The organism is Actibacterium ureilyticum (assembly GCF_002285435.1).
Taxonomy (GTDB): Bacteria; Pseudomonadota; Alphaproteobacteria; order Rhodobacterales; family Rhodobacteraceae; genus Actibacterium_C; species Actibacterium_C ureilyticum.
In genome coordinates this window covers 23,191-40,242 of the sequence record NZ_NSBT01000039.1, presented here as the reverse complement: position 1 = coordinate 40,242, position 17,052 = coordinate 23,191, and the positions used below count along the sequence as shown (strand labels likewise).

At 66.6% G+C, this 17,052-nt stretch carries 14 protein-coding genes and 1 tRNA gene; 14 read left to right on the top strand and 1 reads right to left on the bottom strand.

Translation table 11 applies throughout. From position 1 onward, the window contains the following. Window positions 1-62 precede the first annotated feature (62 nt). Complete coding sequence (locus CLM60_RS19705; RefSeq protein WP_095590872.1) at window positions 63-1,838, top strand: bifunctional helix-turn-helix transcriptional regulator/alpha/beta hydrolase; 1,776 nt, start codon at window positions 63-65, stop codon at window positions 1,836-1,838. Between the two features lie 287 nt (window positions 1,839-2,125). On the opposite strand, the gene CLM60_RS19700 is transcribed toward CLM60_RS19705, so the two are convergent. After that, entirely contained in the window at window positions 2,126-3,172 is a 1,047-nt protein-coding gene (locus tag CLM60_RS19700; RefSeq protein ID WP_095590914.1) for an extracellular solute-binding protein, read from the bottom strand. A gap of 319 nt (window positions 3,173-3,491) precedes the next feature. Here CLM60_RS19700 and CLM60_RS19695 point away from each other — a divergent pair, with 319 nt between their 5' ends. The 13 genes from CLM60_RS19695 to CLM60_RS19635 all read left to right on the top strand — a co-directional run bounded on the left by CLM60_RS19695 (window position 3,492) and on the right by CLM60_RS19635 (window position 17,033). Beyond that, on the top strand, window positions 3,492-4,247 hold the full coding sequence (locus tag CLM60_RS19695; protein WP_141246565.1) for a DUF2182 domain-containing protein: 756 nt from the start codon (window positions 3,492-3,494) through the stop codon (window positions 4,245-4,247). A gap of 14 nt (window positions 4,248-4,261) precedes the next feature. Continuing rightward, entirely contained in the window at window positions 4,262-4,405 is a 144-nt protein-coding gene (locus CLM60_RS21035; protein WP_176473939.1) for a hypothetical protein, read from the top strand. A 14-nt stretch (window positions 4,406-4,419) separates the two neighbouring features. Next, window positions 4,420-5,409 carry an acryloyl-CoA reductase gene (gene acuI / locus CLM60_RS19690; protein ID WP_095590870.1) on the top strand — a complete coding sequence of 330 codons (990 nt, stop codon included), beginning with the start codon at window positions 4,420-4,422 and terminating at the stop codon, window positions 5,407-5,409. A gap of 256 nt (window positions 5,410-5,665) precedes the next feature. Next, the gene (locus tag CLM60_RS19685) at window positions 5,666-6,085 is read left to right on the top strand and encodes a universal stress protein (RefSeq protein ID WP_095590869.1); all 420 of its coding nucleotides are present in this window, start codon (window positions 5,666-5,668) and stop codon (window positions 6,083-6,085) included. A gap of 53 nt (window positions 6,086-6,138) precedes the next feature. Beyond that, entirely contained in the window at window positions 6,139-7,776 is a 1,638-nt protein-coding gene (locus tag CLM60_RS19680; RefSeq protein ID WP_095590868.1) for a BCCT family transporter, read from the top strand. A gap of 84 nt (window positions 7,777-7,860) precedes the next feature. Continuing rightward, a complete protein-coding gene (locus tag CLM60_RS19675) occupies window positions 7,861-9,087 on the top strand; it encodes an aminotransferase class V-fold PLP-dependent enzyme (protein WP_095590913.1) in 1,227 nt (408 codons plus the stop codon). Beyond that, window positions 9,084-10,508: a cryptochrome/photolyase family protein gene (locus tag CLM60_RS19670; RefSeq protein WP_095590867.1), complete on the top strand. Its 1,425-nt coding sequence runs from the start codon at window positions 9,084-9,086 to the stop codon at window positions 10,506-10,508. The genes CLM60_RS19675 and CLM60_RS19670 overlap by 4 nt, the downstream gene beginning before the upstream one ends. A gap of 586 nt (window positions 10,509-11,094) precedes the next feature. Continuing rightward, the gene (locus CLM60_RS19660; RefSeq protein WP_095590865.1) at window positions 11,095-11,538 is read left to right on the top strand and encodes a TrgA family protein; all 444 of its coding nucleotides are present in this window, start codon (window positions 11,095-11,097) and stop codon (window positions 11,536-11,538) included. Window positions 11,539-11,541: 3 nt separating this feature from the next. Further along, the gene (locus CLM60_RS19655; RefSeq protein ID WP_095590864.1) at window positions 11,542-12,666 is read left to right on the top strand and encodes an NUDIX domain-containing protein; all 1,125 of its coding nucleotides are present in this window, start codon (window positions 11,542-11,544) and stop codon (window positions 12,664-12,666) included. Between the two features lie 49 nt (window positions 12,667-12,715). Continuing rightward, the gene (locus CLM60_RS19650; protein WP_095590863.1) at window positions 12,716-13,747 is read left to right on the top strand and encodes a cysteine synthase A; all 1,032 of its coding nucleotides are present in this window, start codon (window positions 12,716-12,718) and stop codon (window positions 13,745-13,747) included. Further along, the gene (locus CLM60_RS19645; protein WP_095590862.1) at window positions 13,744-16,161 is read left to right on the top strand and encodes a DUF3772 domain-containing protein; all 2,418 of its coding nucleotides are present in this window, start codon (window positions 13,744-13,746) and stop codon (window positions 16,159-16,161) included. The genes CLM60_RS19650 and CLM60_RS19645 overlap by 4 nt, the downstream gene beginning before the upstream one ends. Then, on the top strand, window positions 16,158-16,880 hold the full coding sequence (locus tag CLM60_RS19640; protein ID WP_095590861.1) for an alanyl-tRNA editing protein: 723 nt from the start codon (window positions 16,158-16,160) through the stop codon (window positions 16,878-16,880). Before CLM60_RS19645 ends, CLM60_RS19640 begins: the two co-directional genes overlap by 4 nt. A gap of 63 nt (window positions 16,881-16,943) precedes the next feature. Continuing rightward, a tRNA-Ser gene (locus CLM60_RS19635) sits at window positions 16,944-17,033 on the top strand. Window positions 17,034-17,052 lie beyond the last annotated feature (19 nt).

Sequence of the window (17,052 nt, the reverse complement as noted above, 5' to 3'; positions counted from 1 at the left end):
TTCCGGGCGTGCAAGGGGGCGGCAATTCCTTTATCATCCGGTCAGGAATCGGATTTTTGCGAATGACTTATCACCGAAAGTCACCGCAGCCGCGTGACCGGACCCTGTCCGGCGATACGCGCGACGCGGCGATTGAACGGCTTTATGATGTTGCCCTGGACCCGGCGCGATTTGAGACGCTGCTGGACCTGTGGGAATCGGCCTTGAAACCGCTGCGCGAACAGGTGGGGATGCAGTCGGTGATGCTGCTGGACGATCCCGTCATCTCGAACCATTTCAAGCGCGCGGAAGAGATCCTGGACAAGGTGTCCAGCACCGGCACGCGGGCGGCGTTCGATGCGGCGCTGGCGCCGTTCGACCGGGTGGCGGCGTTTCTGCTGGACGACCGGCTGATGGTGGCCGCGGCCAATCCGGCGGCCAACAGCATCCTGCGTCTGAATGCTGACAGATCGGTTGAAGATATTGCCGTAAATGCCGAAGATATAACGGAAATAAAAAGTGCGGCCCGTGCCATTTTCACCCGCGCGGGGGCTGAGGCCGCGGTGCTGCGCGTGCGTTCCAGCGCGCGCGGGCATTTCGTGGTCCTGCGCTTGCAGCCGGTGCAACTGGCCGGTCAGGGCACTTATATCCTGGCCGCCTCGTCCGAGGTGCGCTGCCCCGACGGGTTCCCCGAACTGCTGAACAGCGCCTTTGGCCTGACCCCGGCCGAGGCGGGGGTGGTGCAGGCGCTGGTTGAATGCTGTTCGATCAAGGAAATCGCCGAACAGCGCGGCCGCTCCGTCGACACGGTGCGGGCGCAGATCAAGTCGATCCAGTCCAAGACCGAGACCCATTCCCAGGTCGAGCTGGTGCGGCTGGCGCTGTCGATGATGGATATGAGCCTGCTGTCACCCCCGGTCGATCCCGGCCCGCGCGTGGTCGAGCCGACCCATGGCGGGTTGCAGCCGCTGCCGTTCGAGCGTTTGACGCTGCGCGACGGGCGTGGGATGGATTACCTGCGGCTGGGCGATCCCGATGGCCGGCCGCTTCTGTTCCTGCCGCTGGATTTCGGGCTGGTGCGCTGGCCCGCCGCCGCCGAGGCCATGGCGCGGGCGCGCGGGATCTGCGCCATCGTGCCGGTGCGCCCGGGATATGGGCGTTCGGATATGGTCGCAAAATCAGTGGATTACGACGAGGCCTTCATCCAGGACCTGCAAGAGCTTCTGGCGGCGCTGAAGGTGACGCGCTGCCCGATCGTGTCGCTGGGCGATGACAGTTTCTATGGGTTCGAGCTGGCCCGGCGGTTCCCGCAGCAGATCAGCGCGTTGATCGCCTGTGCCGGTGTGCTGCCGCTGACCCGGCGGGAACAGTTCGAGCGGATGGAGAAATGGCACCGCTTCATCGTGGCGGGGGCGAAATACACGCCGCATCTGTTGCCCTTCATGGTCAAGGCCGGGTTCTTCATGGCGCGCAAGATCGGCAAGCGGGGCTTTGTCCACGCGGTCTATGGCAATTGCCAGTCCGATATCGACACGTTCGAAAACCCCGAGGTGTTCGAGGCGATGGTCACCGGCTCGATCGTGGCGCTGGCCGACGATTGCGTCGCGCACGAGGCGTTTTCGCGCATGATGCTGGGCGGGCAGTTGCAGGACTGGTCGGCCACCGTGCGCGCGGTCGAGGGGCGGTTACCGGTGGTCTTCATCAACGGGGCCGACGATCCGCAGGTGCCGCTGGCGACGTTGCAGGAGTTTCAGCACGACCACCCCTGGATCGATTACCGCGTGCATCACGATGCGGGGCAGCTGGTGTTCTTTCGCCACTGGCGCGATGTGCTGGACGAGGTGGAAAAACACCTGTGACCGTCATTTTACCCCAAATGGGGTATGACGGCGAACCTGCCCCTGGATAGCTTGTCCTTGTTGGTCCACGCGGATTGGCGGTTCATGCCCGCAACCGGGCAGACGGCACATTACGGCCATACCGATTCCCGGCCGACATGGCCGCCGTTACAGCCGCGTTGACGATAGGAAATTTTAGACCTTTCGGCGAATTACGCGCCGATCTTCCGGTTGGGGTGCCTGTGAGTGGCGGGTACCTGAATTCGGGCGCCCGGGCTGTCATGGCCCGGGCGTTTCTTATGTCCGGCTCAGAAACCGGCCTTGATCTTCTCGAACTCGGCATTCTGCCGTTCGCGCAGGTCCTGCGCCATGGGCAGCTGCGCCAGCACGGGGGCGTCGATGGCGCCCAGGCCCACGTCGGTCAGGGCCTCGTCACCGACACCGGCCATGGCGGTGGCGTTGGAATGGCCATAGCCTGCCTCCAGCAGCGCCTGGGTCGAGCTGGGATCGAGCAGCGCGTTCATGAAGTCATAGGCCTTGTCCTCGACCCCGTCGCTGTCCTTCATGTTGACATAGCCGCACAGCCACAGCGACGAGCCTTCGGTCGCCTCGCGCTGGAAGCCGATGGGATAGCCTTCTTCGACCATGGTGGGCAGGGTCTCGTTCCAGGCCCAGGCGACCAGAACCTCGCCCGAGGCCAGAAGCTGCGCCAGCTCGCCCGGATCGGTCCAATAGGTGCGCAGGTTCTGATGCGCCTGGCGCAGCCAGTCGCTGGCGGCCTGGAACTGTTCTTCGGTCGCGGTGGTCCAGTCGGTGGTGCCGGTCGCCAGATAGGCCAGCGCATAGCTGTCGGCCACATTGTCGGGCAGGGTCATGCGCCCCGCGTATTTCGGGTTCAGGAACACGTTCAGCGACGCGACATCCTCGGCCGGGACCTCGTCGGGGTTATAGGCGATGGCGGTCGAGCCGAAATCGCTGGGCAGGAAATAGAGGTCGGTGCTGTCGGCGGTCACATCGGTGCCGGTCAGGTCCGCGTTCAGATCGGCCAGCGCGGTGATGCGGCTGGCATCCCAGGGCTCCAGAATGCCGGATTCGACCCATTTGGTCACCGAATCCGCGCAGATATGCGTGACATCGGATTTGAAGCCCGAGCGCAGCTTCTGAAACGCTTCCTCTTCATCGCCGAAAAACGCGAAGGCCGGGCTGTCGCCGTGGGTTTCCACATATTTGCCGTGAAAGGCCGGATCCTCGAAGCCCGAATAGTCGAAGACCAGCAGATCGCCATCGGCGGCCTGGGCCGCAACGGACAGCGCCGCCCAGCCCGCAGAGCCGATCAGGAAAGAACGAAGTGTCATGCACGTCACCTTCATCAAGAGTGGTATCGCACCGACGCTATTGGAACTGTGCCAGCCCGACAAGCTGGAATCGATGCCCCCGCGGCGCGGGCGGCGGGGGCCTGGAATGCGGGCGGCTTGGGATGGGTTCGACCGCAAAATCAGCAGAAATCCGCTGGTGCGGCAGAGCGGGCTGGATCGGCCGCGATTGTCCACGTTTTATACGCAAAATTGTTCCACAAGGCATATTTGATTGGTTTCGTCACGGAATTCAGCCCGGCCCGCGCCGGCCCCCCACAGCCAAGGGATTGCGACGCCGCCACCGCGCGGCGCGCATCGTTTGGGAACGGCGCCTTGGCTGGTGATCCATGCGGCGATCCTGGCGGCCTGGGCGGCGGCGCTGCTGCTGGGCGAAAGCAGCGAGATGCGGCAGATGGCGCTGATCTATGGCGCCGAGGTCTGGGCCGGGATGTGCGGCCTGACGCAGGATCTGACGGGGTATCTGCGGCTGGTGATGATGTGGGCGGTGATGGCGGCGGCGATGATGCTGCCCGCCGTGCGCCCGTCGCTGGCGGTGTTCGACGATCTGGCCACCGCCGGGGCGCAGGGCCGGGGTGCGGTGCTGGATCTGACGGCGGGCTATCTGCTGGCCTGGCTGGGCTTTGCAGTGCTGGCGGCGGGGGCGCAGACGGGGCTGGTCGCGGCGGGGCTGGTGACGCCGCTGGGCCAGAGCCTGACGCCCCATGTCAATGCCGGTCTGATGGCGCTGGCGGGGGTCTATCAGCTGACGCCCGCGAAATCGGCCTGTCTGGACCGCTGCCGCGACCCGCTGGTGGTCTTTGCCGAAAACTGGGCGCCGGGGCGGCTGACGGCGCTGTGGCTGGGGGTGCGGCTGGGGCTTTGGGGCATCGGCTGTTGCTGGGCGCTGATGCTGCTGGGATTGGTGGGCGGGATGATGTCGCTGCTGTGGATGGGGGCGGTGACGCTGTTCATCATCCTGGAACGGATGGCGGCGGACGACCGGGGCTTGCCGCTGGCCACGGGGCTGGTCCTGTTGGGGGCGGCGGCGATGCAGCTGGGCACGGCGGTGCTTTAGCGGGCGGGGGCGCGATGCGCTCTTTACCTGTGGCGGTTTGTGTGATGCAGATGGTCAATCACCAGACGCTTCGCCGTGGCCCGATCCGCGCGATGCCGATGGCGGCGGGGCCACCCGGCCGGATCACGGACCGGCGGTGCCTGCCGGACGATATCTGAAAGGGGGGCTTTACATGTTCAACGCTCTGGTCGTCGAGAAGGACGCCGACGGCAAGACCCACGCCGCGGTGCAACAGATCGACGAGGACCGCCTGCCCGAGGGCGAGGTGACGGTCGCGGTCGACTATTCCACCGTCAATTACAAGGACGGGCTGTGCATCGGTCCGGGCGGCGGGCTGGTGCGCACATATCCCCATGTGCCGGGGATCGATTTCGCCGGTACGGTCGAAACATCCACCGATGCCCGTTACAAGCCCGGCGACAAGGTCGTGCTGACCGGCTGGCGCGTGGGCGAGGTACACTGGGGCGGCTATGCCCAGAAGGCCCGTGTTAAGGCCGACTGGCTGGTGCCGCTGCCCGACGGGCTGAGCACGCGTCAGGCGATGGCGGTGGGCACGGCGGGGTTTACCGCGATGCTGGCTGTCGATGTGCTGGAGGCGCACGGCCTGTCGCCGGGGCAGGGGCCGGTTCTGGTCACCGGCGCTGCGGGCGGTGTGGGGTCGGTCGCCACCGCGATCCTGGCCAATCTGGGCTATGACGTGGCCGGTGTGACCGGACGGCCCGAAACCGCCGATTACCTGCGATCGCTGGGTGCCAAGCAGATCGTGCCCCGCGATGACCTTAACGAGACCGTCAAGCGCCCGCTGGAGACCGAGATCTGGTCGGGCTGCGTCGATGCGGTGGGCGGCGCCATGCTGGCCCGTGTGCTGGGGCAGATGAACTATGGCGCGTCGGTCGCGGCGGTGGGGCTGGCCGGTGGCGCGGCGCTGCCCGCGACGGTCATTCCGTTCCTGCTGCGGGGGGTGAACCTGTTGGGGATCGATTCCGTCATGCAGCCCTATGAACACCGGCTGCGGGCGTGGAAGCGCATCGCGCGCGATCTGCCGATGGACAAGCTGGAATCGATGATCGTGCCCGCCACGCTGGCCGATCTGCCCCGGCTGGGCGCCGAAATCCTGGCCGGTCAGGTCAAGGGCCGCGTCGTCGTCGATGTGAACGCCTGACGCGTTCGCGCATCGCCGCCGCCCGGTCCGTGGCGGCGGCCCCGAAGCCCCCCGAAAACGACCCATCAGGTCGCGTTTGTCCCTTTATCCGCCGCCCACGGGTGTCATGGCAGGCTGTCCCGCGTTAGGCTGACCCATGGGAACCTTCCGGCTTCTGGGGGGTTCTGCCTCGAAAAGACGCCAATGCGTGATCCGGCCGGCCCATGGCGACATGCGGCCCCGCCGGACCGCGGGACAGAAAAGAGAGGAGACAGAGATGTTCACCCAAATCATGGCGCCCGTCGACCTGGCCCATGCCGAAAGGCTGGGGCGGGCGTTGGGCGTGACCGCCGATCTGGCCCGTCATTACGGCGCGCCGGTCTGCTATGTCGCGGTCGGCGCCGCGACACCGGGCAAGCTGGCCCACACCCCGCAAGAATTCCAGCAGAAGCTGGACGCCTTTGCCGCCGAACAGGCCGCCAAACACGGTCACAGCGCGACGGCCAAGGCGCTGATCACCCCTGACCCGGCGGTCGACATGGACGATTCCCTGCTCAAGGCGGTGGAACAGGTCGGCGCCGATCTGGTGGTGATGGCCAGCCACGTGCCGGGGGTGGCCGATTACCTGTTGCCGTCCCATGGCGGGCGCATGGCCAGCCATTCCGGGGCCTCGGTCCTGATCGTCCGGCCCGACTAGGGCCGCAGCCCCACCAACGCGCGCAAGAAAAACAACCAACAAGGAGGTCGGCCATGGCCGATGACACCAACCAAGGCATCCCCGAGCCCGACGGCCCGGCGGATCTGATCGATACCGATTACGAGATCGGACAGGACAATGTCGAAGGCCAGATCGGGCCCTTCGGCTTTGACATTCACAACCCGGTTTTCCTGATCTCGGGCGTGGCCATCGTGGCCTTTGTCTTTTACGCGCTGGCCCTGCCGGAGCAGGCGGGCGAATTCTTCGGCTGGCTGCGGCCGGCGCTGACCAGCACCTTCGACTGGTTCTTCCTGATTTCGGCCAACATCTTCGTGCTGTTCTGCCTGTTCCTGATCGTCAGCCCCTGGGGCGCGGTACGGCTGGGCGGCAAGGATGCGGTGCCCGACTATACCTATGTCGGGTGGTTCGCGATGCTGTTCGCCGCCGGGATGGGCATCGGGCTGATGTTCTTCGGCGTGCTGGAGCCGGTCTATCACATGGCGATTTCCGAACCCCTGGGCGTGCCCAGCCCGATCGCCGAGGATGGCACGATCATCGCCGCGAATGTCGAGGCCGCAAAGCGCATGGGCCTGGCCGCCACGATCTATCACTGGGGTCTGCACCCCTGGGCGATCTATGCCATCGTCGCGCTGGCGCTGGCGCTGTTCACGTTCAACAAGGGGCTGCCGCTGACGATTCGCTCGGCATTCTATCCGATCTTCGGGGATCGTGTCTGGGGCTGGACCGGGCATATCATCGACACTCTGGCGGTCTTTGCCACGCTGTTTGGGCTGGCCACCAGCCTGGGCTTTGGCGCGCAACAGGCCAATGCGGGGCTGGAGCATGTGTTTGGCATCCCCAATTCCATCACGGTGCAGGTCATCCTGATTTCGGTCATCACCGGCGTGGCGCTGATTTCGGTGCTGCGGGGGCTGGATGGCGGGGTCAAGGTCCTGTCCGAGATCAACATGGGGATCGCGGCGCTGCTGCTGCTGTTCGTGCTGCTGGCGGGACCGACCATGACGATCCTCAGCGATTTTGTGGCCGGGCTTGGCACCTATGCCGCCGATATCGTGCCGCTGTCGAACCCGTTCGGGCGCGAGGACACCGGCTATATGCAGGGCTGGACCGCGTTTTACTGGGCGTGGTGGATCAGCTGGTCGCCCTTCGTGGGCATGTTCATCGCCCGCGTCAGCCGGGGCCGGACGGTACGCGAATTCGTGATCTGCGTGTTGATCATCCCCTCGCTGGTCTGTGTGCTGTGGATGGCCGTTTTCGGCGGCACCGCCATCGACCAGGTCCTGAGCGATCCCGCCGGCAGCGCGGTTAAGGCCGAGGTGATCGACAGCTATAACCCGCCGCTGTCGCTGTTTGCGATGCTCGAAGGGTTGCCGCTGGCGTCGATCACATCCGTCATCGGCATCGTGTTGGTGATCGTGTTCTTCGTCACCTCGTCTGACAGCGGGTCGCTGGTGATCGACACGATCACCGCGGGCGGCAAGGTCGACGCGCCGGTGCCGCAGCGGGTGTTCTGGTGCACCTTCGAGGGCGCGGTGGCCATCGTTCTGCTGATCGGCGGCGGGCTGGGCGCGCTTCAGGCGATGGTGATCTCGACCGGGTTGCCGTTCACACTGGTGCTTTTGCTGATGTGCTGGGCGATCTTCAAGGGTCTGACATCCGAGCACCGATAAGCGCTTGAACCGGGCCGCTGATCCGGCCTAACTGAAAGCCCCGGACCTTTTGCGCCGGGGCTTTTTGCTGCAAGGGGGATGGGCATGGCTGCGCTGGATCTGGAATTCGTTCGGGCACAGTTCCCGGCCTTTGCCGAGCCGTCGTTGAGGGGTCAGGCGTTTTTCGAAAATGCCGGCGGGTCCTATACCTGCCAGCCGGTGATCGACCGGCTGACGCGGTTCTATCACCAGCGCAAGGTGCAGCCCTATGGCCCCTATGACGCCAGCCGCAAGGCCGGGGCCGAGATGGACGAGGCCCGCGCGCGTCTGGCCGCGATCCTGGGGGTAGAGCCGGACGAGCTGTCCTTTGGCCCGTCGACGACGCAGAACACCTATGTCCTGGCACAGGCCTTTCGCCAGTGGATGCAGCCGGGCGAGGCCATCGTCGTCACCAACCAGGATCACGAGGCCAATACCGGCCCCTGGCGGCGGCTGGCCGACGAAGGGATCGAAATCCGCGAATGGCGGATGGACCCCGAAACCGGCCATCTGGACCCTGCCGACCTGGCCGATCTGCTGGACGAAAATGTGCGGCTCGTCTGTTTCCCGCATTGTTCCAACGTGGTGGGCGAGGTCAACGACATCACCACGATCTGCGCCGTGGCCCATGCGGCGGGGGCGTTTACCTGCGTCGACGGGGTCAGCTATGCGCCGCACGGGTTGCCGCATGTGGGCGATATCGGCCCCGATATCTATCTGTTCTCGACCTATAAGACCTATGGTCCGCATCAGGGCGCGATGGTGATCCGCCGCCCGTTGGGGGCGGTGCTGCCGAACCAGGGGCATTATTTCAACGGCGATGTGCTGTACAAACGCTTCACCCCGGCGGGGCCGGATCACGCGCAGGTGGCGGCCTGTGCGGGGATTGCCGATTATCTGGATGCGCTGCACGACCACCATTTCGCCGCCCATGACGACCCGGCGGCGCGGGGGCGGGCGGTGCATGACCTGATGCGCGATCACGAACAGGCGCTGCTGGCGCCGCTGCTGGAATACCTGTCGGGCAAGAATTCCGTGCGGCTGGTCGGGCCGGCCGACGCGGCGGCGCGCGCGCCCACCGTGGCGCTGCAGGTCGACGGATCGGCGGGCACTGTCGCGGCGCGGCTGGCCCCCTTGGGCATCATGGCGGGGGGCGGCGACTTCTATGCGGTGCGCGCGCTTCAGGCGCTGGGGATCGACCCGGCGCGCGGGGTGCTGCGCCTGAGCTTCGTGCATTACACATCGCCGGCCGAGGTGGACAAGCTGATCGGCGCGCTAGATCAGGTGCTGTGAGCACGAAACCCGTCATACTCTGGTTGCGCCGCGATTTGCGGTTGGGCGACCACCCGGCGCTGAGCGCGGCAGTCGCGACCGGCCAGCCGGTCATCCCTTTGTTCATCCACGACGATCAGGTCGCAGACATGGGCGCGGCGCCCCGGTTTCGGCTGGGCGCGGCGCTGGACCGCTTCGGCGCGGCCCTGTCCGGGGTCGGCAGCCGGCTGATCCTGCGGCGCGGCCCGGCACAGGAGTGCCTGAACGATCTGATCAAGGAAACCGGCGCGGACAAAGTGTTCTGGAGCCGGTCCTATGACCCGGCCAGTATCGACCGCGACAGCACCATCAAGACCGCGCTGAAGGATCAGGGCGTCACGGCGCAAAGCTTTGCCGGTTTTGTCCTGTTCGAACCCTGGACTGTCGAAACCAAACAGGGCGGGTTCTATCAGGTCTATTCGCCCTTCTGGCGCGCGGTGCGCGACCGCGATCCGGGCGACCCGCTGCCCGCGCCCGACGCGCTGAAGGCGCCCGAAAGCTGGCCCGCCTCGGACGATCTGGACGATTGGGACCTGAGCGCGGATATGCGGCGCGGGGCGGATGTGCTGAAACCCCATATGCAGGTGGGCGAGGGGGCCGCACAGGACCGGTTGCGCGCGTTTCTGGACGGCCCGGTCGACGGCTATCGCGACGACCGCGATTTCCCGGCCCGGCCCGCGACCTCGGGCCTGTCGGAAAACCTGACCTATGGCGAGATCAGCCCGCGCGCGATCTGGCATGCCGGTCAGCGGGCCAAGGCGGACGGCGCGGCGGGGGCCGAACATTTCCTGAAGGAGCTGGTCTGGCGCGATTTCGCCTGGCATCTGGCCTATCACACGCCGCGCATCTTCACGGATAACTGGCGCGACGGCTGGGACGGTTTCCCGTGGAAAACCGACGAAGACCGGCCCGAGGTGCTGGCCTGGAAACAGGGCCGAACCGGCGTACCATTTGTCGATGCGGCCATGCGCGAGCTGTATGTGACCGGCACCATGCACAACCGCGCGCGGATGATCGTGGCATCCTATCTGACCAAGCACCTGCTGGCCGATTGGCGGATCGGGCAGCGCTGGTTCGCCGACTGCCTGATCGACTGGGACCCGGCCTCGAACGCGATGGGCTGGCAATGGGTCGCCGGTTCCGGGCCCGATGCCGCGCCTTATTTCCGCATCTTCAACCCCGAGACCCAGGCCGACAAGTTCGACCCCAAGGGCACATATCGCGACCGCTGGATCGCCGAGGGGCGCCAGACGCCGACCGATACCGCGTTGTCCTATTTCGACGCGATCCCGCAATCCTGGGACCTGTCGCCCAAGGATGCCTATCCCGACCCGGTGGTGGCCCTGTCCAAGGGGCGCGAGGGGGCGCTTGCGGCCTATGAGCGGTACAAATCCACCGGCTGACGCCGCCTGCGCCGATCCCCTGCCGGGCGCGGCACCGCCCCACAGGGGCGCAGATTCCGGCCGCCGGGGCGTCCGAACGGGCGGTGAGAGTGTTGCAGGATTATCGCGATGAAACGCGCTGCTGCGACGGGATCGCCAGCATCGTGATGTTCGGGGCTTTGGGCGAAACACAGGGGCCGAGGCGGCTCGCCCGGCTGCGGCGCGGGCTGCGGCGAGGTGGCCACGCGGCGTTTCAGATATGCGCTGCGAGGGGAGTTTGGTTTAAGAAGGTCTTAAAAGTATTGGATTTCATTTGAAAATATGGCTTTGATACTGGTGTCCTACCCACCCCAGCGGCGCCCAGCGGTCAGATGGCGCGGGCCGGTCTTACCATCCGTGCGGCGACGCGCCTTGCCGACCGTCCGACCCGGAGGCTGCGGCGCGGGCAGCAAACCTTCGGCCTGCGGCGAGACGAAATCGCGGGGGCAGGCGTTGGCGCGCGGGTCCGCAGAATGGGGAATTTTCATCTGACCTCTTGCGCGGCGCCGGTTCGAAGCGGAAACTGCGACGCGACACCGTGAACCGTGACAAGACCTGAACTGACGATATGCCGACCGCCTCCAGATTGTTTGCCGCCATGGGGTTCGCCATCGTGGCCTTCTTCGCCGCCGAAGCCTTCAAGGCGACGATGCCCGAGGGGTCCGATCCGGGCAAATTCGTGCTGATCTGCGTCGTGATCGGCGCGCTGTCGGGCTGGATGATCATGGGGCGGCTGGCGGGCAGCGGCTATCGCCCCGCCATCGGTCAGGGCATCCGCACCACGGCGGTGATGCTGTTCTATGTGCTGCTGGTCTTTTCGATCTATGAGATGCTGCGCCAATCGGTGCGCATGCGCTACAAGAACCCGACCGAGGCGGTGGCCGGCATTTTCGACCAGGTCTCGCAATATGGCGCGGCGATTCTGGGCGCGGTCGATGTGATCGCGATCCTGCTGGTGGGGGGCATTCTGGCGGCGTGGCTGTCGGAATGGGCCTCGAAGCGCTGGCCCTGATCCATGACAGAGCTTTTCGTGTATGGACGGCTGGCGCACCTGCCGTTCCTGGCCCGCATTCTGCGCCGGGCACAGGTCGCGCCGGGGCAATCCGCGATACTGGAGGGGTTCGCGGCGTTCGACGACGGGGCCGGGCTGGCGCCGCTGGTGGCGGCGGTGCCGGGTGCCACGCTGCCGGGGGCGCTGATCGCCGGGCTGGACGATGACGCGCTGGCGGCGCTGGATTTCCACCAGGCCTGTTACGGGCTGGCACCGCACCAGATGTCGGTGCGCGCCGGTGGCGGGCTGCGCACCGCGCGCACCTATCTGCCAGAGCTGCGCGCGGGGATCGCGGGCGATCCGTGGGACACCGGCGCCTGGGCGCGCGACTGGGCGGCGCTGTCGATCCTGGCCGCGGACGAGGTGATGGCCGCCTTTGGCACCCATCCGCCGCAGGTCATCGCCGGGCGCCTGCCGACGATCCGGGCGCGGGCGGCGGCGCGGGTCAATGCGCGCGATCACGTTCCCGTCACTCTGCGCCATGCGGCCGGGCCGGGGGACGTGGAAATCCTGAACTATGACCAGCCCTATACCGATTTCTTCGCCATCGGCGATTTCCGTCTGCGCCACCGGCGGTTCGACGGCACGATGAGCGAACCGATGGATCGCGCGGCGTTTCTGGCCGCCGACAGCGCGACCGTTCTGCCCTATGACCCGCTGCGCGACCGGGTGCTGCTGATCGAACAGTTCCGCGTGGGCCCGATGGCGCGGGGCGACGCGCAATGCTGGCTTCTGGAGGCGATCGCGGGGCGGCTCGATCCCGGCGAAAGCCCGGAAACCACCGTCCGGCGCGAGGCGCTGGAGGAGGCCGGGCTGGAGCTGGGCGCGCTGCACAAGGTTCAGGGCTATTACCCGTCGCCAGGCGCACAGGCGGAATACATCACCTCGTTCATCGGGATTGCCGATCTGCCGTCGCGGGACACACGGCTGGGCGGGCTGGCCGACGAGCACGAGGATATCCGCAGCCATGTGGTCGATTTCGACCGGCTGATGGCCCTGCTGGATAGCGGCGAGCTGGACAATGCGCCGCTGATCCTGTCGGTGATGTGGCTGGCGATGAACCGTGACCGGCTGCGCGCGGGTGCTTGAGTTCCCGCGCGGCTGCCGATAGGCATGACGGACAGACGCGGAGGCTGACATGGACAAGCGCAAGGATCTGGTGGATCTGATCGGGAACACGCCGCTGGTGCGGCTGAACGGGCCAAGCGCGGCCACAGGCTGCGAGATCCTGGGCAAGGCCGAATTCATGAACCCGGGCCAGTCGGTCAAGGATCGCGCGGCACTGTTCATCATCAGCGATGCGGTCGAACGCGGAACGCTGAAACCCGGCGGCACCATTGTCGAGGGCACGGCCGGGAACACCGGCATCGGGCTGGCGCTGGTGGGCCGCGCGCTGGGGTTCAAGACGGTGATCGTGATCCCCGAAACCCAGAGCCAGGAAAAGAAGGACATGATCCGCCTGGCCGGGGCCGAGCTGGTCGAGGTGCCCGCCGCCCCCTATCGCAACCCCAACAACTATGTCCGCTATTCCGAGCGGCTGGCGCTGAAACTGGCGGAAACCGAACCCAATGGCGCGATCTGGGCCAACCAGTTCGACAATGTCGCCAACCGCCAGGCCCATGTCGAAACCACCGGCCCCGAGATCTGGGAACAGACCGGCGGCAAGGTCGACGGGTTCATCTGCGCGGTAGGCTCGGGCGGCACGCTGGCGGGGGTGGCGCAGGCGCTGCAACCCAAGGGCGTCAAGATCGGCTTGGCCGATCCCGAGGGCGCGACGCTTTACAACTATTACACCACCGGCGAGCACAAGGCCGAGGGGTCGTCGATCACCGAGGGGATCGGGCAGGGGCGGATCACCGCCAATCTGGAGGGGTTCACCCCCGACATGGCCTATACCATCCCCGATTCCGAGGCGCTGCCGGTGGTCTTTGACCTGTTGCAGGACGAGGGGCTGTGCCTGGGCGGATCGTCGGGCATCAACGTGGCGGGCGCCATGCGCATGGCGCGCGAAATGGGGCCGGGTCACACCATCGTGACGATCCTGTGCGACTATGGCACGCGGTATCAGTCGAAGCTGTTCAACCCCGAATTCCTGAAGGAAAAGGCGTTACCGGTGCCCGAATGGCTGGACCGGACCCCGCGCCAGCTGCCCGAGGTCTATGAGGCGTGATCCGGCGGCTTCTTCTTGTCGTTCTGCTGGCCCTGACGGCGGCGCAGATCGCCGGTCCGCTGGCCGCGCCCGCGCGGGCACAGACCGCCACCACGTCCGAGGGGCTGGATTACACCGAATGGAAATCGGTCTCGGAACGGGCCGAGGCCGCGGTGACGGCCGGTGCGGCCTCGACCGGGGTTCTTGAGGATCTTCGGGCCGAGCTGGCCGATTGGCGCACCCGGTTCCTGAGCGCGCAGGGGCTGAATGCCAGCCGCATCGCCAATCTGAACGAACAGATCGCGGCGCTGGGACCGGCCCCGGCCGAGGGCGAGACCGAAACCGATGAGATCGCCGCCCGGCGGGTCGAGCTGAACCAGCAATTGCGGGTGCTGCGGGCGCCGGTGCTGCGCGCGGAAGAGGCCTATATCCAGGCCGACGGGCTGATTTCGGAAATCGACACCATCGTGCGCGAACGCCAGGCCAACCGGCTGACGCGCCGCGACCCGTCGCCGGTGCTGCCCGACAGCTGGCAGGCCGGGTTCGCCGCGTTGCAGGGCACCACAAGCACCATCGCGGGCGAGGTCACGTCGTCTTGGACCAACAACGTCAAACAGGCCGAGCGTAAGGCCGCGCTGCCCGCGATCGGCTTTTTCCTTCTGGTGGCGCTGGTCCTGCTGGCGCGGGGTCGGTTCTGGGCCGAACGCCTGACGCTGGGGCTGGTCGGATCGGCGGACAAGGCGCAGCGGTCGGTTCTGGTGTCGCTGGTATCGCTGGGGCAGATCATCGTGCCGATGGTGGGGGTTCTGGCCCTGCTGGCGGCGCTGCACGAGGCCGACCTGCTGTCGGCGCAGGGCGGGCAGGTGGCCAGGATGGTTCCCACGGCGGCGCTGTTCGTGCTGCTGGCGCGGTGGCTGGGCAACCGCATCTTCCCCAAGCTGGCGGTGCGCGGCCCGGTCTTTGAGCTGCCGGCCGAGCGCAAGGCCGAGGGGCGCTGGTATTCCACCCTGATGGGGGTGGTGCTGGCGCTGGCCTGGATGCTGAACCAGGTGGCCGATGCCGACGATTACGCCCCCGCCGCGCGGGCGGTGCTGAACCTGCCGCTTCTGGTGACGGCGGGGCTGTTGCTGTACCGGATCGCGCGGCTGCTGCGGCTGCATGTGCGGCTGGACACCGAAAGCGCCGAGGACACGCGCGTCTATCGCAACTCGATCATCCGTCTGGTGATCCGGCTGACGCTGCTGGTGGCGGTGGTGGGGCCGCTGGCCGCGATCCTGGGCTATACCGAGGCCGCGACCGCGCTGGTCTATCCCGCGATGGCGACGTTGTGGCTTCTGGGGCTGCTGATGCTGTTGCAGCGGTTCATCTTCGATCTGTGGACGATGATCGCCCAGAACGAGGAATCGGGTGATTCCGTCATCCCCGTGCTGCTGGGGCTGGTGCTGTCGTTTTCGGCGCTGCCGCTACTGGCGCTGATCTGGGGCGCGCGGGTGGCCGACCTGACCGAGCTTTGGACGACCTTTACCGACGGGTTCCAGATGGGCGACAGCCGCATCCGGCCCGCCGATTTCCTGACCTTCGCGCTGGTCTTCGGCGTGCTTTACACCGCCACGCGGCTGTTTCAGGGCACGCTGCGCACCCAGGTCCTGCCACGGACCAAGATCGACACCGGCGGGCAAAAGGCGATCGTGTCGGGGCTGGGCTATGTCGGGATCTTCCTGGCGGGGGTCATCTCCATCACCTCGGCGGGGATCGACCTCAGCTCGCTGGCCATCGTGGCCGGTGCGCTGTCGGTGGGCATCGGTTTCGGGTTGCAGAACATCGTGTCGAATTTCGTGTCCGGCATCATCCTGTTGATCGAACGGCCCGTGTCCGAAGGCGACTGGATCGAGGTCGGCAATGTCATGGGCACGGTGCGCAATATCTCGGTCCGCTCGACCCGGATCGAGACCTTCGACCGCACCGATGTGATCGTGCCCAATACCGACCTGATCTCGGGCGTGGTCACCAACTGGACCCGGCAGAACCTGACCGGGCGGATCATCCTGACCGTTGGCGTGTCCTATGGCACCGATACCCGCAAGGTCGAAGCGATCCTGCGCGAGATCGCCGAGGCGCATCCGCTGGTCATCGTCAACCCGCCGCCCCAGGTCGTCTTTCAGGGCTTCGGCGCGGATTCGCTGGATTTCGAGATCCGCGCGATCCTGCGCGACATCACCTTCGGCCTGCCCACGCGGACCGAGCTGAACCACCAGATCGCCGCGCGTTTCGCCGAGGAAGGGATCGAGATCCCGTTCGCGCAGCGCGATATCTGGCTGCGCAACCCCGAGGCGCTGGCCCCGCCGCCCGCACCGGCCCGCGCGCCGCAGCCCGCACCCGACGAACCCGACACCGATACAGATACCGATGCGGAGGGCGCGGAGGACGGCGTATGACCGTCCCGCTCTATCATCAGGACAGTTACCTGAAAGAGGCGCCCGCGACGGTTCTGGCGATCACCGATGCAGGCGGCATCGTGCTGGATCAGCCGCTGTTCTATCCCCAGGGCGGCGGGCAGCCGGGCGATAGCGGCTGGCTGGAATGGAACAGCCGCCACGCAATTCCCATCGCCACCACCATGCGCGACGCGGACGGCCACGCGGTTCTGGTCCCGATGGAGCCGCGCCCGCTGCCGGCACCGGGCGATCTGGTGTTGCAGCGGCTGGACCTGCCGCGCCGGCTTGCGCATATGCGGGTGCACACCGCGCTGCATCTGCTGTCGGCGGTGATCCCGCTGCCGATCACCGGCGGCGCGGTGTCGGCCGATCGCGGGCGGCTGGATTTCATGATGCCCGACCCGCCCGCCGACAAGCAGGGGCTTCAGGACCGCCTGAACGCGCTGGTCAAAAGCGATCTGCCGGTGACGCAGGACTGGATCGGCCATGACGAATTGCTGAGCCGCCCCGACCTGATCCGCACCCGCGACGTGGCCCCGCCGCGCGGCGACGGGCGCGTGCGGATGGTGCGGATCGGCCCCGCGGACGCGCCGGTCGATCTGCAACCCTGCGGCGGTACCCATGTCCGCCGCACCGGCGAGATCGGCCCGTTGTGGCTGGGCAAGATCGAGGCCAAGGGCCGCGACCATCGCCGCGTGCATCTGGTGCTGGCCGACTGACGGCCCGGCGCGCGCAGACAGCCCTTGCGTCCCGCAGCGGATTTGCGTAGGAGCAGTCCTCACGGAGAGGTGGCCGAGTGGTCGAAGGCGCACGCCTGGAAAGTGTGTAGGCAGGAAACTGTCTCCAGGGTTCGAATCCCTGTCTCTCCGCCACAATCCCATCCGATTACCA